Consider the following 24,667-nt stretch of genomic DNA (forward strand, 5'->3'; position numbering starts at 1 on the left):
AATTCGGACCATGGCAATCGATACTAACGGTGTGAACCTCAATGACGTGCTGTCGGCGTCGGGCGTGGGCACCAGCACCAAAAAGACCACGGACACTGCATCCAAGACTGGCACCGATTCGCTCGGCAAAGATGCTTTCCTGCAGTTGCTTGTCACCCAGATGCAGCACCAGAACCCGCTGGACCCGCAGGATAACGGCGAGTTCGTTGCCCAGCTGGCGCAGTTCAGCAGCCTGGAAGGTATTACCTCGCTGAACGACTCGGTCAGCGCCATCACCAGTGCCATGGCTTCGTCCCAGGCGCTTCAGGCATCGTCGCTGGTAGGGCGGTCGGTGGTGGTTCAGAACGACAAGGCCGTGGTTGACACCGCTGAAAGCTTCAATGCCCAGTTCGTTGTACCCCAGGCCATCAGTGAAGCGAAGATCACCATCAAGGATAAGGACGGCAACACGGTCAAGACCATCGAGTTGGGTGAGCAGAAAGCCGGTTACGCCGACTTCATCTGGGACGGTACCAACAACAGTGGCGAGAAAGTGGACCCGGGCACTTATACCTTCACTGCAAGCACCACAGTCGATGGCAAGGCGGTGCAAATGAGCACGCTGTTGCCGGCCAAGGTCACCAGTGTCAGCTTCAGTGCCTCGGGCGAAATGGTGCTCAACCTTGCCGGTGTAGGCAAGGTCTCCCTCTCCGACGTGCAAACCATCGGTATCTAAGGCCCGCTAGAGCGGCAAAAGGAGCGAATTCATGTCTTTCAATATCGGCCTTAGCGGTCTGTACGCAGCCAACAAGCAGCTGGATGTCACCGGCAACAACATCGCCAACGTCAATACCACGGGCTTCAAGTCCTCGCGCGCCGAGTTCGCGGATGTGTATGCAGGCGCCAACCGCCTGGGTGTGGGCAAGAATCAGGTGGGCAATGGTGTGCGGCTGGCGGCCATTTCTCAGCAGTTCACCCAAGGTGATGTAAACACCACGGGCAACGTGCTGGACATGGGCATCCAGGGGCAGGGCTTCTTCGTGCTGTCTGACAACGGCTCGAAGGTATACACCCGGGCGGGCTCCTTCCAGCCAAGCAAGGACAACTTCGTCGAAACCTCCGATGGCCTGCGCCTGCAAGGTTACATGGCGGATGCCACCGGCAAGATCCAGAAAGGCGTCCTGACCGACCTGAAGATCGATACGTCGGCATTGCAGCCCAAGCCGACCTCGTTGATCGACCAGGGCATCAACCTGAACTCCTCGGCGGCCTCGATTCCTTTCCTGGTGTATGACAACACCAAGCCGCCGTCCATGGCTGCATTCGACCCGGCGGACCCAAGCACTTATCAGCGCTCCAGCACCAGTACCGTGCTGGATGCTAACGGTGTTCAGCACGAAGTGCAGCAGTACTACCGCAAGACCGACACCAACGAATGGACCATGTACACGCTGGTCGACGGTCGCAACCCGTTCGACCCGGCCAGTACCACCCCGCTGGCCGGCACCATCAACTACAACAGTGATGGCACCATCAGCTCCATGGTGGCTGACACCACGGGCGTGCCAAGTGGTGCTTCGTTCACGGTCAGCAATGGCGCGTTTGCCATGACCGGCTGGGTGCCGGCCACTCAGGATGCCAATGGTGACTGGGTTGCCAGTGGTGCGGCAGGTACCGACCAGTCGCTGGGTGTCACCTCGCCTGCCTTGGTGGCGAACAAGCCGTTCGACCCTTCCGACGATACGACCTATACCCGCTCGTTCCCGACCAAGGTGTATGACAGCCAGGGCAACGAACACACCATGGAGCAGTTCTATCGCAAGACCGGTACCAACGAGTGGACCATGTACACCCTCGTTGACGGGCGCAACCCTTTCAATCCGGGCAGCACAGAGCCGCTGGTGGGCACGATCGCATTCAACAGCGATGGCTCGGTCAACTCGATGACAGCCGACAACACCGGGCACCCAGCGGGCACCTCGTTCACGGTCGTCAACAATACCTTCAGCATGATTGGCTGGGTGCCAGCAGCCGAAGATGCTTCGGGTAACTGGAGTGCCAACGGTGCGGTGGGCGATGCTGCCGGCATGAAAATGTCGATGGCCAGCACCACCTCCTACAACACTGAAACGGCGCGTATGTCTCAGTCCCAAGACGGTTATGCCACGGGCATCCTGTCCAACCTGAGCATCGACGCGACGGGTGTATTGTTCGCCTCCTTCAGCAATGGCCAGTCGCGCGCCATTGGTCAGGTAGCGCTGGCGAGTTTCGCCAACGAGCAGGGGCTGCAGCAAATCGGCAGTACCCGTTGGACCGAGACCTACAACTCGGGCATTCCGGGTATCGACTCGCCGAAAACCGGTACCTTGGGCGCGATCGAGTCCAACTCGCTGGAAGGCTCCAACGTCAACCTGACGCAGGAGCTGGTTGATCTGATCAAGGCGCAGAGCTACTACCAGGCGAACGCCAAGACCATTTCGACCGAAAGTACCGTCATGCAGACCATCATTCAGATGACTTGATCGTGATTGTTTGAGTGCGTACAGGCGAACCCCTTTCTCGTGAAGGGGTTCGTCGTTTTTGCAGGAGGGGTGATGAAAAGGCTGTTTGTCGCAATGCTGGTTGCCTGCTGTCTTGGTCAGCTGCAGGCGGCGCCAGCGCCTTACTGGCGATGGGAAAGCCTGGTGGATGGGCGTCTGGTGTGTTCGCAGTGGTCGCCAGGTGAGGGCTGGAGGCGCTTTGCCGGGCCTTACAACAATGCGCGTTGCCGTGACCTGCCGTAGGCACGGGGTTGCCTGTAGATGAACCCGTTTTGCCGCCAGCGGCAAAGCAGCGCCGGATAACCGGCGGCTGTCGCCGCCTGGGCTTGCCCAATTGCCCGTATTCACGGGCTTTTTCGTGCTTTTGGCAAGTTGGTTCGGAACTTGCTTTAGCCCCTGTAGAGCAACGGCGAACGGCAAACGGCCGCCAGTGCAACGGAGGATGATTGTGGACAAGATGCTTTATGTGGCCATGACCGGGGCCAGCCAGAACGCGCTGGCGCAGAAGGCGCATGCCAACAACCTGGCCAACATTTCTACCAATGGTTTTCAGCGTGACCTGGAGCAGGCGCGTTCGATGCCGGTGTTCGGTGACAGCTTTCCGGCGCGTGCCTTTGCCATGACCGAGCGCCCGGGCACCGATTTCAGTGAAGGCCCGATGGTGGAAACCGGCCGCGACCTGGATGTGACCGTGAGCGGTAATGGTTTCATCGCCGTGCAAGCGCCAGATGGCAGTGAAGCGTATGTGCGTACCGGTAGCCTGAACATCGACGCCCTCGGGGTGTTGCGTGCTGGCAACGGCATGCCTGTGCTCGGCAACGGCGGCCCTATTGCCATCCCGCCTGAGCAAAAGGTCGAAGTCGGCTCCGATGGCACCATCAGCATCCGCTCCATGGGTGAAGACCCACGCGTGATGGCAGAGGTCGACCGCATCAAGCTGGTCAACCCCGACACCAAAGGCCTGACCAAAGGCCAGGACGGGCTGATTCACACCACGTCTGGCCAACCCGCCGATGCCGACATCAACGTGCGGGTGGTATCGGGCTTTTTGCAAGGCAGCAACGTCAACGCTGTCGAGGAAATGACTTCTGTACTGGCGCTGTCCCGTCAGTTCGAACTGCACGTCAAGATGATGAACGCGGCCAAGGAAGGCGATGAAGCCATGGCGCGTGTTTTGCAACTCGGCTAACCACATTTGAACGGGTGCCGTAAATCAGGCGCACGAGGAGAACACTAAATGCTTCCGGCTCTCTGGGTCGCTAAAACCGGCCTGTCCGCACAGGACACCAACCTGACGGTCATCTCCAACAACCTGGCCAACGTCTCGACCACCGGCTTCAAGCGTGATCGTGCCGAATTCCAGGACCTGCTGTACCAGATCAAGCGTCAGCCAGGTGCGCAGTCTACCCAGGACAGCGAGCTGCCGTCGGGCCTGCAGGTCGGTACCGGTGTGCGCATTGTCGGCACGCAGAAAAACTTCCAGACCGGCAGCTTGCAGACCACGGAAAACCCGTTGGACATGGCCGTCAATGGCCGTGGCTTCTTCCAGATCCTGCAACCTGACGGCACCGTCTCCTACACCCGCGACGGTACGTTCCACCTGAACTCCGACGGCCAGATCGTCAACGCCGATGGCCTGGCGCTGGAGCCTGCCATCGTGGTCCCGAACGACGCCCAGACCTTCACGGTCGGCCAGGACGGCACCGTGTCGATCACCACCGCCGGCAACCCGGCTGCGCAGGTTATCGGCAACATTCAGACCGCCGACTTCATCAACCCGGCTGGCCTGCAGGCAATGGGTAACAACCTGTTCCTGGAAACCGCTGCCAGTGGTGCGCCGCAGGTCGGCACCCCAGGCCTCAACGGCTTCGGCACTACCCTGCAGCAGACGCTGGAAAACTCCAACGTCAGCACGGTGGAAGAGTTGGTGAACATGATCACCACCCAGCGTGCCTACGAGATGAACTCCAAGGTCATCTCCACCGCCGACCAGATGCTGTCGTTCGTGACCCAACAGCTCTAAGCCCTGTCGCTTCGTTACACCCGTGAGGTATGCATCATGAATCGTCTGTTGTCCGTGTTCGCCCTGGGGGGGGCGGTGTTGCTGGCAGGTTGCGTCGGCCCGACGCCCAAGCCCAACGACCCGTACTATGCGCCGGTCCTGCCGCGCACCCCGTTGCCGGCAGCGGCCAACAACGGTTCGATCTACCAGGCCGGTTTCGAGCAGAACCTGTATAGCGATCGCAAGGCGTTCCGGGTGGGTGACATCATCACCATCACGCTGAACGAGCGCACGTCCGCCAGCAAGAACGCCGGTTCGCAGATCCAGAAAAACAGCAACGCCAATATCGGCCTGACTTCGCTGTTCGGCACTACGCCAAACACCAACAACCCGTTTGGCGGCGGTGATCTGTCACTGGAGGCCGGCTACAACGGCGAGCGCACCACCAAGGGAGATAGCAAGGCTACCCAGGGCAACACCCTGACCGGCTCCATCACCGTCACTGTGGCCGAAGTGCTGCCCAACGGCATCATCGCCGTGCGTGGCGAGAAGTGGCTGACCCTGAACACAGGCGAAGAGCTGGTGCGTATTGCCGGCATGATCCGCGCTGACGATATCGCCACTGACAACACCGTGCCGTCCACCCGTGTGGCCGACGCGCGCATCACCTATTCCGGTACCGGCTCGTTCGCCGATGCCAGCCAGCCCGGGTGGCTGGACCGCTTCTTCATCAGCCCGCTTTGGCCTTTCTGAGTACGGATGACCATGTTCAACGTGAGGCAGCTGATTGCCACAACTCTGCTCTTGTCCTGTGCGTTCGCTGCCCAGGCCGAGCGCCTGAAGGATATCGCCAGCATCTCTGGCGTGCGTTCCAACCAGTTGATCGGTTACGGCTTGGTGGTGGGGCTGAACGGCACGGGTGACCAGACCACCCAGACGCCATTCACCCTGCAAACCTTCAACAACATGCTGTCGCAGTTCGGCATCAAGGTGCCGGCCGGCTCCGGCAACGTGCAGCTGAAAAACGTTGCGGCGGTGTCGGTGCATGCCGACCTGCCGGCGTTCGCCAAGCCTGGCCAGGTGGTGGACATTACCGTTTCCTCGATCGGTAACTCGAAGAGCCTGCGCGGCGGCAGCCTGCTGATGACCCCGCTCAAGGGTATCGATGGCAACGTCTACGCCATTGCCCAAGGCAACCTGGTCGTCGGCGGCTTTGATGCAGAAGGCCGTGACGGCTCGAAGATCACCGTCAACGTTCCGTCGGCCGGCCGTATTCCGGGTGGTGCCAGTGTCGAGCGTGCGGTGCCGAGCGGCTTCAACCAGGGTAATACCCTGACCCTGAACCTCAATCGCCCCGACTTCACCACCGCCAAGCGTATCGTCGACAAGGTCAACGACCTGCTCGGCCCTGGTGTGGCACAGGCCGTGGACGGTGGTTCGGTGCGCGTCAGTGCCCCGATGGACCCAAGCCAGCGCGTGGATTACCTGTCGATCCTGGAAAACCTCGAAATCGACCCGGGCCAGGCCGTGGCCAAGGTAATCATCAACTCGCGCACCGGCACCATCGTCATCGGCCAGAACGTCAAGGTGTCGCCAGCGGCGGTCACCCACGGCAGCCTGACCGTGACCATTACCGAAGACCCGATCGTCAGCCAGCCCGGGCCGTTCTCCAACGGCCAGACCGCCGTGGTGCCGCGTTCGCGGGTCAATGCCGAGCAGGAAGCCAAGCCCATGTTCAAGTTCGGGCCGGGCACCACGCTGGATGAAATCGTCCGTGCGGTGAACCAGGTGGGCGCAGCGCCTGGCGACCTGATGGCGATCCTCGAAGCCCTGAAACAGGCCGGCGCCTTGCAGGCCGACCTGATTGTGATCTGAGGACGGCGCGGATGAACAGCAAAAGCCTGGTTTCCGGCAGCGCCGACAGCGGTGCCTACACCGACCTCAATCGCCTGAGCTCGCTCAAGCATGGCGACCGCGACAGCGATGCCAACGTGCGCAAGGTCGCCCAGGAGTTCGAGTCGCTGTTCATCAGCGAAATGCTCAAGGCCTCGCGCAAGGCCAGCGACGTGCTGGCCGACGACAACCCGATGAACACCGAAACGGTGAAGCAGTACCGTGACATGTATGACCAGCAACTGGCTGTGAGCATGTCGCGCGAAGGTGGCGGTATCGGGCTGCAGGATGTGCTGGTGCGTCAGCTGTCGAAGAACAAGGCCAGCCCGGCCAGCACCAGCCCGTTTCCACGTACCGAGGGCAATGCCCCGGCGTTGTGGGGCAACAAGGTGGCCGAGCCGGTGCATGCCGCCCAGTCGACCGCGACCCGCAACGACGTCGCAGCACTCAATTCACGGCGCCTGGCACTGCCGAGCAAACTCACCGACCGCTTGCTGGCCGGCATCGTGCCGTCGGCGGCCACTGCCAACACCGCCACTGTGCCTGCCCGTGACGGCCAGCAAGTGGCCAAGGCCTTCGCCGTGCCGGACAACGGCCTGCGCATCGTCGGCCGCGCCGTGGCCCAGCCGCCGCTGGCGCCGAACAAAGCCTTTGGCGACAGCGATGAATTCGTCGCCACCATGCTGCCGATGGCCGAACAGGCGGCCAAGCGCATTGGTATCGACCCACGCTACCTGGTGGCCCAGGCCGCACTGGAAACCGGGTGGGGCAAGTCGGTCATGCGCAACACCGACGGCAGCAGCAGCCACAACCTTTTCGGTATCAAGGCCACTGGCAACTGGGACGGCGGCGAGGCGAGGGCGATTACCAGCGAGTACCGTGATGGCCAGTTCGTCAAGGAGACGGCGGCGTTCCGTTCGTACGATTCCTATCAGGACAGCTTCCACGACCTGGTCAGCCTGCTGCAGAACAATTCACGCTATCAAGATGCGGTGAAGGCCGCCGATAAACCAGAACAGTTCGTGCAAGAGTTGCAAAAGGCCGGGTATGCCACCGACCCGAATTACGCCAGCAAGATCTCGCAGATCGCAAGACAGATGAAGTCGTACGAGCACTACGCAATGCTCGGTACCGCAACAAAACTTTAAGGGTATGGAACCATGGCGAGTCTGATCAACATTGGTATGTCGGGGCTGGGTGCCGCGCAGTCGGGGATGTACACCCTCGGTAACAACATCGCCAACGCCGATGTCGAAAGCTACTCGCGCCAACAGAACGTGCAAAAGACCAAGGGCGGGCAACAAGTCGGCCAGGTGTTCATTGGCACGGGCACTACGTTGGCGGACGTGCGCCGGGTGTACAACGCGTTCATCGAGAACCAGCTGCGTACCACCACCTCGCTGAGCAGTGAGGCGTCCTCGTACCTGGATCAGATCACGCCGCTGGATACTTCGCTGTCCAGTAGCGATACCGGTATTACGGCTGCGCTGCAGAGCTTTTTCACCTCCATGCAGGATGCGGCGTCCAAGCCAACCGAAGACGCGTCGCGTCAGCTATTGCTGACCAGCGCCCAGTCGCTGGCCAAGCGTTTCAATACCTTGTCGTCGCAGTTGAATCAGCAACTGAGCAATATCAACAGCAACATGACGGCGATTACCGACCAGATCAACAACCTGACCAAGACCATCGCCGGGTTGAACGAGCAAATCGCCCGGGTGGGCGCTGTTTCCGGTCAGCCCAACGACTTGCTGGACCAGCGTGATGGTGCGGTGCGTGAGTTGAATAAGCTGATCGGCACGGATGTGGTCGAGCGTGACGGCACCTACGATGTCTATCTCAAGAACGGCCAGGCGCTGGTGCTGGGCAACACCACCCAGACGGTGGGTGTGGAGCCTACGGCGAGCGACCCGGGCCGTTTGAGCCTGGTGCTCAACCGCGGCTCGACCAAGATGGACATCACCAGCAGTGCCACCGGAGGCGAGCTGGGTGGGTTGATCCGCTACCGCAGTGAAACCCTCGACCCTGCGCTTAACGAGCTGGGGCGCGTGGCCCTGGTGTTGGCAGACCAGATCAATAGCCAGTTGGCCCAGGGTATCGACAAGGATGGCAACTTTGGCGCCACCCTGTTCGGTGACATCAACAGCGCCAAGGCCATGAGTGAGCGCAGCGTGGCCAAACTCGGCAACAGCATCGGGTCCGGCAACCTGGATGTCAGCATCAAGGACACCGGCAAACTGACTACCAGCGATTACCAGGTGACCTTCACCAGCGCCACAGGCTACAGCGTGCGCAAGCTGCCGGAAGGCACCGAAATGGGCAGCTACGACCTTAACGACACGCCACCGCCGGTCATTGATGGCTTTACCTTGTCGCTCAACGGCGGCGGTTTGAGCGCTGGCGACAGCTTCAAGATCACACCCACTCGCAACGCGGCCGCCAATATCGAGACGGTCCTCACCGACCCCAAACGCCTGGCCCTGGCGTCACCCCTGACCGCCACCAACGGTGCCGGCAACAAGGGCACCGGGGTGATCACCCAGCCGACCTTGACCTCGCAGCTGGATATCTACGATGCCACGCAGCGTTCGCAGTTGCAGGCAGGCCTGAAGAATTCCACCCCGGTCAAGCTGGTGTTCGGTGACGAAACCACTTCGCCCCAGGCTTACAAGCTGTACGACGCCAAGGGTACCGAAATCGGCAGCGGCACCATCGTGCCGGGCCAGGAGAACAAGCTGAAGCTGTCGGTGCCGATGGTCGATGGCAGCGGCAATGCGACCGGTAGCAGCTTCACCTTCGAAATGAGCGTTTCCGGCGCGCCACAGAACGGCGACAGCTACACCGTGTCGTTGACGGGGGCTGGCTCGGCCGACAACCGCAACGCCCAGTCGGTGATCGACCTCCAGACCAAATCCACGGTCGAAGTCGGGGCCAACGGTAAGGGCATCAGCTTTACCGATGCCTATGCCAAGCTGGTTTCAAACGTTGGCGGAAAAGCTGGCCAGGCGGAAATGGACAGTGATGCCACCAATGCGCTGCACAGCTCTGCGCTGGACAGCCGCAACAGCCTTTCCGGCGTGTCGGTCGATGAAGAGGTCGGCAACCTGGTCAAGTTCCAGCAGTACTACACCGCGTCGTCGCAGATTATCAAGGCGGCACAGGAAACCTTCACCACCTTGATCAATGCTCTTTAAGGAGGCGTAGACATGCGCATTTCCACTTCGCAGTTCTACAGCAGCAACAGCGCCAATTACCAGCGCAGCTTCTCCAACCTCGACAAGACTCGGCAAGAGGCCTCTGACGGCATTCGGGTACGTCGCGGGGCTGACGATCCGGTAGGTGCGGCACGTCTGCTGCAACTGCAGCAGCAACAGAACATGCTCGACCAGTACACCCGCAACGTCACCAATGTGCGCAACGCCCTGGGCACCGCAGAAAGCACGCTGAATGCGATTGGCACCATCTTGCAGCGCGTCAACGAGCTGGCCGTCAGCTCGGGTAACGCCGGTTTCACCGATGCAGACCGCAAGGCCAATGCCACCGAGCTGGCGTCGCTGGAGGACCAGCTGTTCTCGTTGATGAACAGCAAGGATGAAAGCGGTGCGTACCTGTTCTCGGGGTCCAAAGGCGATACACCGCCTTATGTGCGCAACGCTGATGGCACTTATACCTACCAGGGCGACCAAGGCAAACTGAACCTGCAAGTGGGTGACATGCTCACCCTGGCGGCCAACGAAACTGGCTACGATGCCTTCGAGCAAGCGCTCAATACCAGCCGCAGCGAAACCAGCCTTGTGTCGCCGGCCACCGACGATGGCCGGATCAACTTGTCCAATGGCCAGGTGAGCGGCAGCGCAACGTACAACGACCGCTTCCGCAGCGGCGAGCCGTACACCATTGAGTTCACCAGCAGCACCCAGTTCAAGATCACCGATGCGGACGGCAAGGACGTGACGCTGGAAGCCAGCCAGGGGGGCACCTTCGACCCCAATGGCAAGAACACCACGGTCAATTTCCGTGGTGTTGACCTGCGTCTGGACATCACCTTCAAGGACGGCGACGCCGCCGACCCCGACGCGGCCATTGCCGGCCATGTCTTCAGCCTGAGCTCCAAGGCGGATGAAATCTCCGGCACCCGCAGTGCGGGCAACAGCTCGTCTGCCCAGGTGACCGGCGCTACCATCACCGATGCTGAGAAATACAAGTCTGCGTTCCCTGAGGGGGCGGTACTCAAGTTCACCAGTGCTACCGAATTCGAGCTTTATGCCTCCCCCGTGAGCGCCGACAGCAAACCGATTTCCAAGGGCACGCTCAGTGGCAACACAGCGACCGCCATGGGGGTCGAGTTCACGCTTTCGGACACGCCCAGCGCAGGCGACAGCTTTGGTATCAAGGTCGACACGCACCAGACCCAGAACGTCCTCGATACCATCAGCCAGTTGCGCGCGGCGCTGGCCACCCCGGTCGACAACGACCCCGTGGCCAGGCAGAACTTCCTGGCATCGCTGGACTCGGCGATTGGCAACATCGCCAGCGCCACCAATCAGGTCAGTTCCTCCATTTCGTCGATCGGCGGCCGCGGTCAGGCAATCGATGTGCAAGTGGAAACCAATGAGGCCCTGAGTGGCGAAAACGCCAAGACCCAGAGCTCGATTCGTGAGAGCGATCCGGCTGAGGTGATGATTCGCCTTCAGATGCAATCCAACATGTTGCAGGCCTCGTTGCAGGCCTACGCCAAGATTGCCGGTCTCTCGCTGGTCAATTACATCTGATCCTCGCGGGCGTTTGCCCGTCATGACGCACGGGCACGCCGGCCTGGGTTGATAACGACCGGCCGGCTTGCCCTTGTGTCGCCCAGGTTGAACGCCCGCCTATTCCCAAGCGCACCGCCTCTCCAGCAAGGTCGTCATCGTGTCAGAGCAGCCACTCGTCAGTATCGCCATTCCTGCCTTCAATGCCGATTTTTTTCAAGCAACCTTGGTCAGTGCGCTTGGCCAGGACTACCCCAACCTGGAAGTCGTCATTTGCGATGACAGCGCCGGCGCCGAGATCGAGGCTATCTGCCAGGCGCTGGGCAACGGTGCTGCGGTGCCCTTGCGCTATACGCGCAACCCTGTCCGCTTGGGGTTTGCACGTAACCTGCAAGCGTGCTTGGAGCAGGCCAACGGGGAGTTGGTGAAGTTCCTGTGTGATGACGACCTGTTGCTCGACAGTTGCATCAGCCGGCAAGCGCAGGTTTTGACGCAATGGCCTCAGCTCAGCATGGTGATCGGTCAGCGTCTGCTCTGGTCGGCTGATGACATCCTCTTGCCTTCCCGTGCGCTCAACAGTGTGATCGCCCCGCAAAGTGCCGTGCTTGTCGGTACGGACTTGCTGGCCAGCATCGCCGAGAACGTCCCTAACCTGTTTGGTGGCATCAGCCATGTGCTGTTCCGTCGTGCTCAGGTGCTGGAATACTTGCCGCAACTGGTACAGGGTGGTCAAGGGTTCGCCGCACGGTTGGACCTGGCCTTGTACGCCTGCCTGCTGCGCCGCGGGCACCTGGCGAGCCTGGAGCGCATACTGAGTGTGGAGCGCATTCACCCAGGCCGGCTCAGTCATCACTCGAGCATGACCGAGGCCTACAAGCGTGAAACCGAGTGGCTGCAGCAGATGCTGGCGGCGCGCACCGGCGAGTCGGCGCCGGCCAATGGCTGGGTGCGTTACCTGCCGCTGGAGGCTTACGACCCAGGGGCCGACTCAGCCTGGGAGGAGTTGGACATCCGCCGCTTCCATGCCGGCCAGGTCGCCAATTTCTCGCAGCAGGTAGGCAGCAACGCCCTCAGCTTTACCGAGCTCTATGCCGAATGGCTGGCTTGCCGCAACCTGTCTGACGGGCAGTTGCGGTTGCTGCCAAAGCGGGTCGAGCAGTGGCCGGTACAGCCCGCCATCGTCCCGATCGTAACCTGTCGCGAGGGCGATGAAAGCGCACTGCGCGCCACCCTGGATTGCCTGGCTGCACAATCCTATGCCGCCAGCCAGGTATTGGTGCTGGTGCCGGATGGCTTCGACAGGTTTGACGCGCCAGGCGTGCAATACCTGGCCTTGAGCGGCAGTGGCTACGCTCAACTCAATCAGTGGCTGGCAGGCACACACGTCGCCGACTGGGTGCTGCTGTTGCGTGCCGGTGATCGCCTGCGGCCGCATGCGCTGGTGGTCATGGCCGAGCGCATGGCACTGCGCGACGAGAGCACGTGCCTGTACACCGATGAAGACACCTTTGGTGCCCTGGCGCCCGGCAACCCGGTTTTCAAGCCGGACTTCAACCTCGACCTGATGCGCAGCGTGCCCTATGTGGGCCGTACCCTGGCATTCAAGCGTACAGCACTGCTGGCGCTGGAAGGGTTCGATACCCGGTTCGAGAGCCTGGCGCCACAGGATCTGCTGTGGCGAATGGTCGAGGCTCATGGCTTGCATGTGATAGAGCACGTCGCGCAGATGCTGGTGCATTGCCAGTCGGGGTACGCAGACTGGATGAGCGAGCCGGCAGGGCAGGCGGAGGCGGCGCGTGTGGTCGAGGCACACCTGCGTCGTATAGGCGTCGATGCCTTGGTGGAGGGCACTGCTGGCAGCTTGGTCACGCGTGTGACCTATCTGCATGAGCAGCAGGCAAGTGTATCGGTACTGATCCCCGCAGGGGCCAACCTGAACGCGCTCAGGCGTTGCGTCGAGTCGCTGTTCCAGTACACCGAATACAGCCCGTTCGAAGCGCTGGTCATCGCCAATGGCGACGAGCCGGGGGCTGTCACCGAGTGGTTGGCGGCGATGCGTGGCCTGGGCAGTGACCAGTTGCGCGTCATCGATGTGCAGGCGCAGGGCAGGGCGGCGATGCTCGACCAGGCCAGTCGCCATGCGCAGGGAGAGTATTTGCTATTGCTCGCACCGGAGTGTGCGCTTTTCGAACCGCGTTGGCTCAGTACCTTGATGAGCCAGGCGCAGCGTCCCGAGGTCGGCCTGGTGGGGCCGGCGCTGTGTGGCAGCAACGGCGAGCTGGTGTCTTCCGGCCTGGTGCTCGGCCTTGGCGGCGGTACAGCGGGTAGCCCGTTCCCGGGCAGAATCCTGTCAGCCGAAGGTTACATGGGGCGCCAGCAACTGGTACAGAACTGGAGCGCACTGAGCCTGGACTGCCTGCTCATTCGCCGGGCGCTGTTCGAGGAGCTTGAGGGGCTGGATACCTCGGCCTTCCGGGTCGCCTTGTTTGACGTTGACCTCTGCCTGCGTGCGCGTGAAAAAGGTTTCCTGTCGGTCGGGACACCGTTTGCTCGTGTCATGAGGCTCCCGGGTGGTGAAGCTGCCGAGCTGGCTGACGAGCTTGCCAGGGCCGACCGGGACGTTGCTTACGACCGTTGGCTGAGCCGCATTGCGCGGGACCCAGCCTACAACGACAACCTGAGCCTCAAGTTCGCCAATTTCAACCTGGAGCCAGGCCTGCGCAGTGGCTGGGACCCTTTCATTGCCCGTGCCATGCCGTCCGTGCTGGCGTTGCCGGTCAATACCACGGCAGTGGGGCACTACCGGGTCATCCAGCCGTTCACCGAGCTTGAGCGGGCGGGCTGGATCCAGGGGCGGGTCAACCACGTCTCCCCGGGTATTATCGAGCTCGAGCGCGAAAAGCCCGATGTGATGATCCTGCAGTGTCGTTACATGCCGGGCAACATCCGGGAAATGGCGCAGTTCAAACGCTTTTCGAAGGCGCGGATGATCTACGAGCTGGACGACTACATCATCGATCCGCCGAAAAAGAACGACCATGCCCGCAACCTGCCTAGCAACCTTGCCGAGTTGGTGGCCCAAGGCATCGGGCAGTGTGATCGGCTGGTGTGTTCGACCGAGCCACTGGCCGATGCGCTATCCAGCATGCACAAGGACATCCGCGTCGTGCCCAACATGTTGTCTGCCGCGCTCTGGGCTGGGCTTTCCAGCCAGCGTCAGACCAGTATCCGGCCGCGCGTCGGGTGGGCGGGTGGCACGAGCCATCGTGGTGATCTGGAGCTGTTGCAAGACGTTGTGAAGGCGCTTGCCAACGAGGTTGACTGGGTCTTCTTCGGTATGTGTCCGGACCCCTTGCGCCCCTATGTGAAAGAGTTTCACAAGGCGGTTCAACTGGCTGATTACCCGCGCAAGCTCGCCAGCCTCAACCTCGACCTGGCGCTGGCGCCGTTGGAGCAGAACCTGTTCAACGACTGCAAGAGCAACCTGCGCTTGCTGGAGTACGGGGCGTGTGGTTTTCCGGTGGTCTGTAGCGACACCAAGGCCTACGCCGGCTACCTGCCATGTACCCGGGTCAAGGACAACACCGCCGAGCAATGGCTGGATGCGATTCGCATGCACCTGGCTGACCCGCAGGCCAGCTACCGCCAAGGCGATGCCCTGCGCGCGGAAGTGCTGCGTGACTACATGCTGATGCCGCACCATTTGCAGCATTGGGCCAACGCCTGGTTGGCAGACTGAACGTTGGCGTGGGGCGATGCCCGCGCCTGATTGACAATTGGACAGGTGCTATATGATCGATACCGCAATCGGCTCGCGCAATGATGTGACCGTTGTTTTGCTGGGCGAGCATCAGGCGCACAGCCGCGCCCGCGCGCAGCACTACTACCAGCAGGCTTGCGTCCCCTGTGTGGCGTTTGACTTGCCGGCTGGGTCGAGCTCGGCCGGGTTCGCTCAGGCCCTCGCAGAATGCCTGGAAGGGCTTGCCACGGCTTATGTGGTGCTGGCGCTGGATACCGACTTCGTGCTGGCCCCGGCTCTGGATACTGCGGCGGCGTGCCTGCACGCGCAACCTGGGGTGGTGGCTGCGCAAGGCCAGTTGTTGGGCTACAGGCCGGGGAGTGGCAAGGTCGAGTACTACCGCGTAGGCTCGGCATTTGCATCTGCCATTGCCGAAACCGCTACAGCCAGGCTGTTGCAGTACGCTCAGGCGGGGCAGCAGGCCTGGCGTGCCGTCATGCGTGTGTCGACTTTGCAAGCCGTGCTGGCGGCGTTGCCAGACAGCCTGGATGCGCCTGCCGTGCGTGTGGCAATGTCCCTTGCCGTGTTGGCGCAAGGGCCGGTTGCACACCTGGCCCAGACCGATGTGGTGAGTGAGCATGAGCCCGCCGGCTACAGCCCGGTGGAGCGTGAAGAGCGCCTGACGCAGCTGGTACGCGGCTTGCGCCAGTGGGATGCCGGGCTGTATCGGCTATGGGGTGACGAACAAGGCTTCACGGCCCTCAACCGGCTTGTGCGCAACACCTACGATCTGGGTGCGGCGTCGTTGATCTTCACATCCAGCTGGCGCAGTGTGATCGATGACCCCGAGCGGTTGTTCGAGCCGCATCAGGACGTACAGCTGCCCTATTACAACGGTGCACTGTTTGCGCGGTTGACCGAGCTTGAGTTTCTTTGCCACGCATGGCCGACCAGCCCGCAGCAGCAACGTGCGCTGGAAGGGATCTGGGTGCAGCAGCGTGACTTGTTGCAGGAGCAGCCCAACGATACCGCAGAAAGCTTGAGCCACCGCTACTGGCAGGCCTTGGCGTTGAGCCTGTTCAATCGCGAAGTCTGCCATCGGCTGTTGTCCACGCTGGACAGGGCAGAAGAAGCTGCGCATGTCCGTGAGCTGACGGATTGGCTTGCACGCCTCGAACAGGTCCCGGGTATTGATGAACAGTGCCGTTTGCAGGGCACCCCGTCGGGTCAGGTGATCGAGGCCATCTCGGCTGCTACACCGGATGAGGCTGGACGCCAGCGCGTTCTCCGCTACCTGGGCAAGCACCCGGCCGAGCAGATCGCCTTTGTGGTTCTCGACCTGGAAAACGACGATCAAGCGCTTCAGGCCACGTTCGACAGCCTGCTGGCCAGCGGCATACGCAACTTCAAGCTGCTGGTGCTCAAGGCTGGCAAGCCACCGGCCATCACCACGCCGCGCGACACGCTGCATTTCATACAGGTCAGTGACAGCAATTGGGTGACACACCTGAACCAGGCGGTGCGTCAGTTGCCAAGCGCCTGGCTGATGCTGCTGAGTGCCGGCGATGTGCTGCTTGCCGGAGGCCTGTTGCGCCTGTCGGTGGAGCTTGTCGATGCACCTGCCTGCCAGGCCATCGCCGCCAATGAAGTACAGCGCGACGGTGAAGGGCGTTTGCACAGGGTCGAACGCCCAGGTGCAGACCTCGATCTGTTGCGCAGCCAGCCTGGGTTGATGTCTCGGCATTGGCTGGTGCGCCGCCAGGCGGTGCTGGATCTGGGTGGGTACAGTGAAACCTGCCGTGAAGCGCTGGAGCTCGACCTGCTGCTGCGTCTGGTAGAGGCCCAAGGCTTGAGCAGCCTGGCGCACATGGCCGAATACCTGTTAATCGGTGAGCAGGGCGGCAGTGCACTGGATGAGGAAGCTGCCAAGGTGGTTGGCCGACACCTGACGCAACTGGGTTATCGCGCACAGGTGAAGATACAGGCGAATGATGGATTGTCCATCGACTACCGGCATTCCTCCACGCCGTTGGTAAGCGTGCTTGTGGCAAGTGAAGGCGATGCCGCGCAGCTGCAGGATTGCCTGCGTAGCGTGCTGCAGCGTACCCGTTACCCGCGCTACGAAGTGGTGGTGGTGTGTGCCGAGCACGAGGTTGCGGCGTTGCAGCCGTTCGCCGGCAAGGTGCATGTGCTGGTCGGCCAGCCAGGCGAGTCGCGCAGCAGTTGGCTGAACCTGGCGGCTAGCCAGGCACGAGGGGCCTACCTGGTGCTGGTGTCTGCGCGCAGCCAGGTCATTACCCCGGCCTGGATCGAGGCGCTGCTCAATGAGGCTCAGCGTCCGGAAGTGGGTGTGGTCGGAGCCTGCCTCGAGGGGGGCGATACTGCGCTTCTGCATGCGGGTTACGCCTTGCTGCTGGGGCCGCAGGTGGCTTCGCCCTGGCTGGGCCTGAAGCCGCAAGCGTGTGCTGAAGCCCGGTGGCCATTGGCAGTGCGCGGTTGTCAGGCGGTCAGTGCCGACTGCCTGATGGTGAGCAAGGAGGTGTTCGAGCATTGCGCGGGCTTGCAGGTTGTCCACGGTGCCGATATCGACCTGTGCCGGGCCGTTGTCGAGGCCGGGCAACTGGTGGTCTGGACGCCGCAGGCCAGGCTGTTGCTCAGCGCCCAGCCTGAAGCGGATCATGCGTTGGCGCAGGTGCTGTTCGAACGCTGGCCCTCGGCCTTCAGCGAGCAGGCAGTGACGCCATTAGCTTGGCTGGAACAGGTCAAGTAGGCCGAGGCGGATTATTGACAGGGCTGCAAGCTGACGTCGCAGCCCTGTCCTGCCTGTTTCGACAATACCCGCGAGCCCGGCCGATCAAGGCCGGCTCCACACTTGAGCGGTATCTCCCGCTGCACGCGCATTTACCTTGCCCGGTCAGGCTGATTGGCAATCTTTTTGCTAGATAACGGCAACTTACTGAATTGGTCAGTATTTTGTCAGCCCGCTATGGGCGTCAGCCTGTCAAGGTGTGTCGACAATGAAAGCAGTCATCCTGGCCGGAGGCCTGGGTACCCGTATCAGTGAAGAGTCGCATCTGCGCCCGAAACCGATGATCGAAATTGGTGGCAAGCCCATCATTTGGCACATCATGAAAATCTACTCCCATTACGGGATCAACGATTTCGTGATTTGCCTCGGTTACAAGGGCTATGTGATCAAGGAATACTTCGCGAACTATTTCCTGCACATGTCAGATGTCACCTTCGACATGTCGGAAAACCAGATGCATATCCATAACCGGCATGCCGAGCCTTGGCGGGTCACGCTGGTGGACACTGGCGAGAATACGGCAACTGGCGGGCGCCTCAAGCGGGTACGCGATTACGTTGGCGACGAAACCTTCTGCCTGACTTACGGCGACGGCGTTGCCGATGTGGACCTGCCAGCCTTGATCGATTTCCACAACCGCCATGGCAAACTGGCCACGGTCACTGCCGTTCAGCCCCCCGGGCGTTACGGCGCGCTGGATGTGCGGGGCGAGCAGGTGCATGGCTTCCAGGAAAAACCACTGGGTGATGGTGGCTGGATCAATGGCGGCTTCTTCGTGCTTGAGCCCGGGGTCTTCGACTACATCGAGGGCGACGTCACCACATGGGAATACGAGCCCATGCGTGCCCTGGCGCAGGATGGCCAGCTGATGACCCATGTGCACCGTGGCTTCTGGCAGGCCATGGACACGCTGCGTGATCGCAGTTACCTGGAAGAGCGCTGGAAGGCCGATGAAGCACAATGGCGCATTTGGTCATGAGCCGTAGCTTCTGGTCGGGGCGTCGGGTTTTCCTGACGGGGCACAGCGGCTTCAAAGGCGGCTGGCTAGCCCTTTGCCTGCGCGAGATGGGCGCCGAAGTGTATGGCTACTCCCTGGCCCCCGATACCGCGCCCTCGCTTTATGACAGCGCCCGGCTAGCCGAGTGCGTGTCTGGCGAGTTTGCCGATATTCGTGATGCTGACCGGTTGCTGCGCAGTGTGGCGGCATTTCGCCCGGAGGTTGTCTTGCACCTGGCCGCGCAGCCGCTGGTGCGCGAATCCTATCGCAGCCCGGCGCAAACGTACGCCACCAACGTTACCGGCACGCTCAACCTGCTTGAAGCCGTGCGGCAGTGCGACACGGTGCGTGCCGTGCTGGTGGTCACCAGCGACAAATGCTACGAGAACCGCGAGTGGCAATGGCCATACCGTGAGCAGGATGCCTTGGGGGGGCATGACCCCTATAGCAGCAGCAAGGCGTGCGTCGAGCTGCTTTGCGCCTCGTGGCGCGAGTCGTTCCTGCGCGAGCGCGGTGTGGCGCTTGCGACCGCGCGTGCGGGCAACGTGATCGGTGGCGGTGACTGGTCAGCAGACCGGTTGCTGCCCGATATCCTGCGTGCCTGGGAAGCCGGGGAATCGGTGATCTTGCGCTATCCCGATGCCGTGCGCCCGTGGCAACACGTACTCGATCCGCTTCACGGCTACCTGCTATTGGCCCAGGCGTTGATCGAGCGTGGCCAGGATGTGGCAGAGGCCTGGAATTTCGGCCCTGACAGTAGCGGGACGGCAACCGTGGGTGAGTTGGTACATGCCATGGCGCAGTTGTGGCCAGGCGAGGCGGGCTGGTCTGTCGAGGCGCGCGTGCAGCCCCATGAAGCAGGCTTGTTGACCCTCGACTCCTCCAGGGCTCGTCAATCGTTGGGCTGGCGGCCCAAATGGGGCCTGAAGCAATCGTTGCGTCACACCCTTGAATGGCATCACGCCTGGCGCGATGGCCAAGACATGCAGCAATACTGCCGCACGCAAATAGCGGCACACGAAGGTGAGTTCAATGACTGATCAAACGGCGCAGCAGTTGCGCCAGCAAATTACCGAGCTCGTTGGCCGTTACGCCGAGCTGGAACTGGCCGCGCCCGGTTTTGTACCTGGCCAGCATGCGGTTCCGCCCTCTGGCAAAGTCATTGGTGCACCCGAACTACAGGCCATGACGGAAGCGGTACTTGACGGCTGGTTGACCACCGGGCGCTTCAACCAGGCATTCGAAAAACGCCTGGCACGTTACCTGGGGCGGCGTGGCGTGCTCACCGCCAACTCCGGCTCTTCGGCGAACCTGTTGGCGTTTTCCGCCTTGACGTCGCCGCGCCTGGGGGATCGTGCCATTCGCAAGGGGGACGAGGTCATTGGCGTGGCAGCGGGCTTCCCTACCACCGTCAACCCGATCCTGCAGTTCGGTGCCGTGCCGGTCTTCGTCGATATCGAGATGGGTACGTATAACGTCGACCCGGCCTTGATCGAGGCGGCGATCAGCCCGCGGACCAAGGCGATCATGTTGGCCCACACGCTGGGTAACCCGTTCAACCTGGCCGTGGTGCGAGAACTGTGCGACCGCTACGGCTTGTGGCTGATCGAGGACTGCTGCGATGCGCTGGGTGCCACCTATGATGGCCGCCAGGTGGGCAGCTTCGGCGACCTGGGTACGCTCAGTTTCTATCCGGCCCACCATATCACCATGGGCGAGGGCGGGGCGGTTTTCACCGATTCTCCGCTGCTCAAGCGTATCGTCGAATCGTTCCGTGACTGGGGACGTGACTGCTATTGCGGGCCAGGTGAAGACAATACCTGCAGCAAGCGTTTCTGCTGGCAGCTGGGCGACCTGCCGCAAGGTTACGACCACAAGTACACCTATTCCCACTTGGGCTACAACCTGAAGATCACCGACATGCAGGCTGCCTGCGCGTTGGCACAGATGGACCGGGTGGATGATTTCATCGCTGCACGCAAGCGCAACTTTGCCTGGCTCAGCGAGCGCTTGTCCGGGTGTGTAGACCAACTGATCCTGCCGCACGCCACGCCCAACAGTGACCCGTCCTGGTTTGGTTTTCCGCTGACATTGCGTGATGGTTGTGGTGTCGAGCGGCTGGACCTTTTGCGTCATCTCGATGCGCAGAAGGTGGGTACTCGCCTGCTGTTCGCCGGCAACCTTACCCGACAGCCCTACATGAAAGACCAGCAATACCGGGTAGCCAGTGACCTGACGGTGACCGACAAGATCATGAAGGACACCTTCTGGGTCGGCCTGTGGCCCGGGCTTGGCGAAGACCACCTCGAGCATGTGGCCGGCAGCATCGAAGCCTATGTGCGGAGGCTGCGCTGATGAGCGCCTTTGCGTGTGAACGAATTGCCGGGCGCTGCCGCAGGTTGTTCGCCCGAGCCAGCGGCGCACGCCCGTCCATGCCACATCCAGGATGCAACTCGTGAGCACTCAGCACTATCCACCATTGCACGTTGCGTCGCCGCGCCCGTATTACATCGTTGCGCCCGCCTATCGGCATAACTCAGCCGGTATCCGGGTGATGCACATGTTGTGTCACTTGCTGAACCGGTGCGGCCAGGACGCCTACCTGTACAGCTCCACGACCAACCCGATGTGGCACACGCCGCTGCTCACCAATGAACTGAGGCAACAGCATGAGCAGGCGGGTCGCCAGCCTATCGTGGTGTACCCGGAAGTGGTGTCAGGCAACCCGACCAAGGCAAGGTCGGTCGTGCGTTACCTGCTCAACGTACCGGGGTTGATCGCAGGGGATACGGAGTTTGCCGACTCGGAGATGATCTTTGCCTATGGAGAGCATCTGTTGCCCAAGGGCGCTGGGGCTGAGCGTATATTGTTCCTGCCACCGATCGATACATCGCTGTTCAACAACCTTGACAACGCCTATGACAGCCATCGCAAAGGTTGGCTGATCTACCCTGGGCGCCATACCCTTGCGCTTCAGGAACATCCCGAGCTGGCGGCGCGGTGCACGCTCATTACCAACAAATGGCCAGCCACCCCTCGGGAAATGGCCGAGCTGTTCCGGCGTAGTGAAGGTATTTATTGCTTTTCTTCCACTGCAACTGCGCTGGAAGCCATGTTGTGTGGTTGCCCGGCCGTGGTACTCAAGTCGCCCTTCTTTGATGGCACACCGCTTGGGATTGGCGAATTCGGCACAGATGGCCTGGCCTTCGAAGACGCGCCCGAGGCTATCGAGCATGCCAGATCGAGCTTGCCCATCGTCCAGCAAAAGTATGCTGACTTGCAGGGCCGGTTCTGGGACCAGTTGGCCAGTTTCATCGAGCAGACCCAGGCCATGCCTTGCACCGACCTGCAACCAGACGCCATGCAGGGGGCAGCAGGTGGGCCAGATGCACAGGTTGCCCAGTGGCTGCGCTCCCGTCGCCCTACTGACGCACAGGCGGCGTTGATCGCCCAGCGTCTGGAAGACAGGCGCATGGACTTGCCCACGTTCGATTTCGTCATCCTCCCAGACGGCCCGCCAGCTGCGGTCGAGGCCACGCGCCAAAGCCTGCAAGGGCAGATGTACCAGCAGCTCGCCGTCCATGTGCCTGCCGATTGCGAGCTTGCCACGCTTAACCAACTGGTCTTGCAACAAGGCACCGGGCAGTGGCTCTGCTTTGTGCGTGCAGGCACCACGTTCACACCGTTCGGGTTGTTGATACTCGCGCTGGAGTTGCTTGAGGGCGACCAGGTGCGTGCGGTGTATGCCGATGAGCTGGTGACCACGCCACAGGGTACCCGGCAGGCGCTGCTGCGCCCCGACTTCAATCTCGACATGCTGCTGGCCAGCCCGGCCCAACTGGCGCGGAATTGGTTCTATCGCCGCGAGGTATTCCTCGAGGCGGGCGGTTTCGACCTGGCCTGCGCGGGGGCGGCCGAGCTCGCGTTGCTGTTGCACCTGATCGAAGATGCCGATGGCCTCGACGGGCTGGCTCATGTCAGCGAACCCGTGTGCATATCACCCAGCGAAGCGCCTATCCACAGCCCTCAGGAACAGGCGGTGCTGCTGCGCCATTTGCAGCGGCGCGGCTATACCCAGGCGCAGGTGTGCATGCATCGGCCAGGCATTCATCGCATTGATTATGGGCACGCCGAGCAGCCATTGGTTTCGTTGGTCGTGCCGTGCAATGGGCGTCTCGATCACGTACAGCGCTGCGTGCATGCGTTGATTGAAAAAACCCGTTACCCCCACTTCGAGATTCTGCTGGTTAACGATGGCAGCAGCCCGGCTACCCGTGCCTGGCTGGATGGCCTTGTGGCGCGGGAGCAAAACCGGCTCAGCGTACTGAGTGATGCGTCGGTACGTGACCATGCCACTGCCTGTAATCTGGCGGCCAGGCATGCGCAGGGCGAGTACCTGGTGCTGCTGCACGAGGATACCGTGATCGTGCACGATGACTGGCTGGACGCGTTGCTCAATCACGGGCAACGCCCGGAAGTAGGCATCGTCGGCGCGCGGTTGATGCACCCCAATGGCATGGTCGAACAGGCTGTGCAGGTGCTGGGCTTGAATGGCCCTGGCAACTCGGCGTTTTCCGGGCTGCCGCACGATGAGGGGTACATGCGCCGGCTTGAGCTGGACCAGAACGTGAGTGCCGTGTCTGGCGCTTGTCTGCTGATTCGCCGGGCGCTTTACCTGGAGGTGGGTGGAATGGACGAAGGCCTGGCGCAGCGCACCGGTGCCAGTCTCGATCTTTGCCTCAAGGCGCGCCAGGCCGGTTATCTCACGGTGTGGACGCCGCATGCTGTGCTGGTGTGCGAAGGGCAGGGCGAGCTCGTGCCTGCCGAAGCGGTCGAAGCCGAACAGGACGCGTTGTATGGCAAATGGCTGCCTGTCATCGCCCGCGATCCGGCCTACAACCGCAACCTGTCTTTGCAGGGTGCTGGTTTTGAGCTTGAGACTGACCCGGGCCTGTCGTGGAACCCCTTGAGCTGGCGCCCGTTGCCTGTGCTGCTGAGTATGCCGGGCGAACTTGCCGGCACTGCGCGCAGTCGGGTTGTCGACCCGGCGTTGTCCATGAGTATCGCCGGCCTGGCGGATGTCCGGCTGGCTTTGCGGCCGTATCTGCCTGCTGAGCTGGAGCGGTTGCAGCCCGACAGCTGGGTGATGCGGCGGCCGGCCAGCGAGGCCCAGATTGACGCGTTGCGTAGCAATGCCCGGTTCAGCCGCGCGTTCAAGGTGGGCGAAGTGAATGCCGACTCGCCTGGCCTGGCTGACGACGATCTTGCAGGTGCGCTGCGGTGGTCTGCCGGCGTTGTAGACCGGCTGGTGGTGCCAACCCCTGCCTTGGCCGAAGCACTGCAAGGCTTCTGTGCCGATATTCGTGTCATGCCGGATCGTCTGCACCCGGCGCGTTGGGGGGCGTTGGCCACTCAACGGCAGCCGGGTAGCCGCCCACGTATCGGGTGGGTGGGTGATCAGTTCGGCACCAGCGTTCAACGCCTGATGCTGGAGATTGTTCAGGCCTTGCACGCGGATGTGGATTGGGTCTGCCTGGGTGAATGCCCGCCCCCGCTACGGCCCTACTTGCGCGAGATACATGGCCCGGTGCCTTACGATGACTACCCGCAGAAACTCATGTCGCTGGGGCTCGATCTGGCGTTGGCCCCGCTTGGCGATGGCTGGCTCGACGCGTGTCGCAGCAATGTGCGGCTTCTGGAATATGCCGCCTGCGGTTATCCGGTGGTGTGCAGTGACGTATTGCCCTATCAAGGGTTGCCCGTGACCAGGGTCAGGAACACGGCCGGGGACTGGGTCAGTGCTATCCAGGCGCACCTTGCCGAGCCTGCAGCCAGTGTGAAGGGCGCGCAAGCGTTGCGCGAGCAGGTGCTGGCACGGCACATGCTGGATGAAGGCTATGCACGCCAATGGCTTGACGCCTGGCTGCCAGGTTGAGGGCAGACCAGACACCGATAGAGAG

The 24,667-nt window shown here is 61.8% G+C and carries 16 protein-coding genes; all 16 read left to right on the forward strand.

Annotated elements, in window-relative coordinates; translation table 11 throughout:
• Positions 1-10: 10 nt before the first annotated feature.
• A complete protein-coding gene (flgD, locus tag FHW75_RS14695; RefSeq protein ID WP_016711819.1) occupies positions 11-715 on the forward strand; it encodes a flagellar hook assembly protein FlgD in 705 nt (234 codons plus the stop codon).
• Between the two features lie 31 nt (positions 716-746).
• Positions 747-2,501, forward strand: coding sequence for a flagellar hook-basal body complex protein (locus FHW75_RS14700; RefSeq protein WP_027609422.1), 1,755 nt, complete (start codon positions 747-749; stop codon positions 2,499-2,501).
• Between the two features lie 72 nt (positions 2,502-2,573).
• Positions 2,574-2,762, forward strand: a complete 189-nt coding sequence (locus FHW75_RS14705) for a hypothetical protein (protein ID WP_016711817.1) — start codon at positions 2,574-2,576, stop codon at positions 2,760-2,762.
• A gap of 205 nt (positions 2,763-2,967) precedes the next feature.
• A complete protein-coding gene (locus tag FHW75_RS14710) occupies positions 2,968-3,708 on the forward strand; it encodes a flagellar basal body rod protein FlgF (protein WP_027609423.1) in 741 nt (246 codons plus the stop codon).
• Between the two features lie 48 nt (positions 3,709-3,756).
• Positions 3,757-4,542: a flagellar basal-body rod protein FlgG gene (gene flgG / locus FHW75_RS14715; RefSeq protein ID WP_012051601.1), complete on the forward strand. Its 786-nt coding sequence runs from the start codon at positions 3,757-3,759 to the stop codon at positions 4,540-4,542.
• Positions 4,543-4,578: 36 nt separating this feature from the next.
• On the forward strand, positions 4,579-5,274 hold the full coding sequence (flgH, locus tag FHW75_RS14720; RefSeq protein WP_016711815.1) for a flagellar basal body L-ring protein FlgH: 696 nt from the start codon (positions 4,579-4,581) through the stop codon (positions 5,272-5,274).
• Between the two features lie 12 nt (positions 5,275-5,286).
• The gene (locus FHW75_RS14725; protein ID WP_027609424.1) at positions 5,287-6,396 is read left to right on the forward strand and encodes a flagellar basal body P-ring protein FlgI; all 1,110 of its coding nucleotides are present in this window, start codon (positions 5,287-5,289) and stop codon (positions 6,394-6,396) included.
• An 11-nt stretch (positions 6,397-6,407) separates the two neighbouring features.
• A complete protein-coding gene (flgJ, locus tag FHW75_RS14730; RefSeq protein ID WP_027615310.1) occupies positions 6,408-7,562 on the forward strand; it encodes a flagellar assembly peptidoglycan hydrolase FlgJ in 1,155 nt (384 codons plus the stop codon).
• Positions 7,563-7,574: 12 nt separating this feature from the next.
• Positions 7,575-9,605, forward strand: coding sequence for a flagellar hook-associated protein FlgK (flgK, locus tag FHW75_RS14735; RefSeq protein WP_027615309.1), 2,031 nt, complete (start codon positions 7,575-7,577; stop codon positions 9,603-9,605).
• A 12-nt stretch (positions 9,606-9,617) separates the two neighbouring features.
• Entirely contained in the window at positions 9,618-11,183 is a 1,566-nt protein-coding gene (locus tag FHW75_RS14740; RefSeq protein WP_027615308.1) for a flagellar hook-associated protein 3, read from the forward strand.
• Positions 11,184-11,322: 139 nt separating this feature from the next.
• Positions 11,323-14,901, forward strand: a complete 3,579-nt coding sequence (locus FHW75_RS14745) for a glycosyltransferase (RefSeq protein ID WP_183673992.1) — start codon at positions 11,323-11,325, stop codon at positions 14,899-14,901.
• 52 nt (positions 14,902-14,953) lie between these two features.
• The gene (locus FHW75_RS14750) at positions 14,954-17,671 is read left to right on the forward strand and encodes a glycosyltransferase (RefSeq protein ID WP_183673994.1); all 2,718 of its coding nucleotides are present in this window, start codon (positions 14,954-14,956) and stop codon (positions 17,669-17,671) included.
• 247 nt (positions 17,672-17,918) lie between these two features.
• Positions 17,919-18,689 (forward strand): glucose-1-phosphate cytidylyltransferase, encoded by a 771-nt coding sequence (gene rfbF / locus FHW75_RS14755; RefSeq protein WP_016711808.1) that lies wholly within the window; start codon positions 17,919-17,921, stop codon positions 18,687-18,689.
• Positions 18,671-19,747, forward strand: a complete 1,077-nt coding sequence (gene rfbG / locus FHW75_RS14760) for a CDP-glucose 4,6-dehydratase (protein ID WP_197739513.1) — start codon at positions 18,671-18,673, stop codon at positions 19,745-19,747. Before rfbF ends, rfbG begins: the two co-directional genes overlap by 19 nt.
• The gene (gene rfbH / locus FHW75_RS14765; protein ID WP_027615304.1) at positions 19,740-21,062 is read left to right on the forward strand and encodes a lipopolysaccharide biosynthesis protein RfbH; all 1,323 of its coding nucleotides are present in this window, start codon (positions 19,740-19,742) and stop codon (positions 21,060-21,062) included. The genes rfbG and rfbH overlap by 8 nt, the downstream gene beginning before the upstream one ends.
• 91 nt (positions 21,063-21,153) lie before the next feature.
• The gene (locus FHW75_RS14770) at positions 21,154-24,642 is read left to right on the forward strand and encodes a glycosyltransferase (RefSeq protein WP_027615303.1); all 3,489 of its coding nucleotides are present in this window, start codon (positions 21,154-21,156) and stop codon (positions 24,640-24,642) included.
• Positions 24,643-24,667 lie beyond the last annotated feature (25 nt).

Origin of the sequence: Pseudomonas sp. OG7 (genome assembly GCF_014192825.1) — a bacterium.
In the GTDB taxonomy this organism is placed as follows: Bacteria; Pseudomonadota; Gammaproteobacteria; order Pseudomonadales; family Pseudomonadaceae; genus Aquipseudomonas; species Aquipseudomonas monteilii.

Bases quoted from the DNA above. Each gene is read 5' to 3' on its own strand.
- FHW75_RS14725 (WP_027609424.1), top strand. From the start codon at position 5,287: ATGTTCAACGTGAGGCAGCTGATTGCCACAACTCTGCTCTTGTCCTGT.
- flgG (WP_012051601.1), top strand. From the start codon at position 3,757: ATGCTTCCGGCTCTCTGGGTCGCTAAAACCGGCCTGTCCGCACAGGAC.
- flgK (WP_027615309.1), top strand. From the start codon at position 7,575: ATGGCGAGTCTGATCAACATTGGTATGTCGGGGCTGGGTGCCGCGCAG.
- FHW75_RS14770 (WP_027615303.1), top strand. From the start codon at position 21,154: ATGCAACTCGTGAGCACTCAGCACTATCCACCATTGCACGTTGCGTCG.
- FHW75_RS14740 (WP_027615308.1), top strand. From the start codon at position 9,618: ATGCGCATTTCCACTTCGCAGTTCTACAGCAGCAACAGCGCCAATTAC.
- flgH (WP_016711815.1), top strand. From the start codon at position 4,579: ATGAATCGTCTGTTGTCCGTGTTCGCCCTGGGGGGGGCGGTGTTGCTG.
- rfbF (WP_016711808.1), top strand. From the start codon at position 17,919: ATGAAAGCAGTCATCCTGGCCGGAGGCCTGGGTACCCGTATCAGTGAA.
- flgJ (WP_027615310.1), top strand. From the start codon at position 6,408: ATGAACAGCAAAAGCCTGGTTTCCGGCAGCGCCGACAGCGGTGCCTAC.
- FHW75_RS14700 (WP_027609422.1), top strand. From the start codon at position 747: ATGTCTTTCAATATCGGCCTTAGCGGTCTGTACGCAGCCAACAAGCAG.
- rfbH (WP_027615304.1), top strand. From the start codon at position 19,740: ATGACTGATCAAACGGCGCAGCAGTTGCGCCAGCAAATTACCGAGCTC.
- FHW75_RS14705 (WP_016711817.1), top strand. From the start codon at position 2,574: ATGAAAAGGCTGTTTGTCGCAATGCTGGTTGCCTGCTGTCTTGGTCAG.
- flgD (WP_016711819.1), top strand. From the start codon at position 11: ATGGCAATCGATACTAACGGTGTGAACCTCAATGACGTGCTGTCGGCG.
- FHW75_RS14750 (WP_183673994.1), top strand. From the start codon at position 14,954: ATGATCGATACCGCAATCGGCTCGCGCAATGATGTGACCGTTGTTTTG.
- rfbG (WP_197739513.1), top strand. From the start codon at position 18,671: ATGGCGCATTTGGTCATGAGCCGTAGCTTCTGGTCGGGGCGTCGGGTT.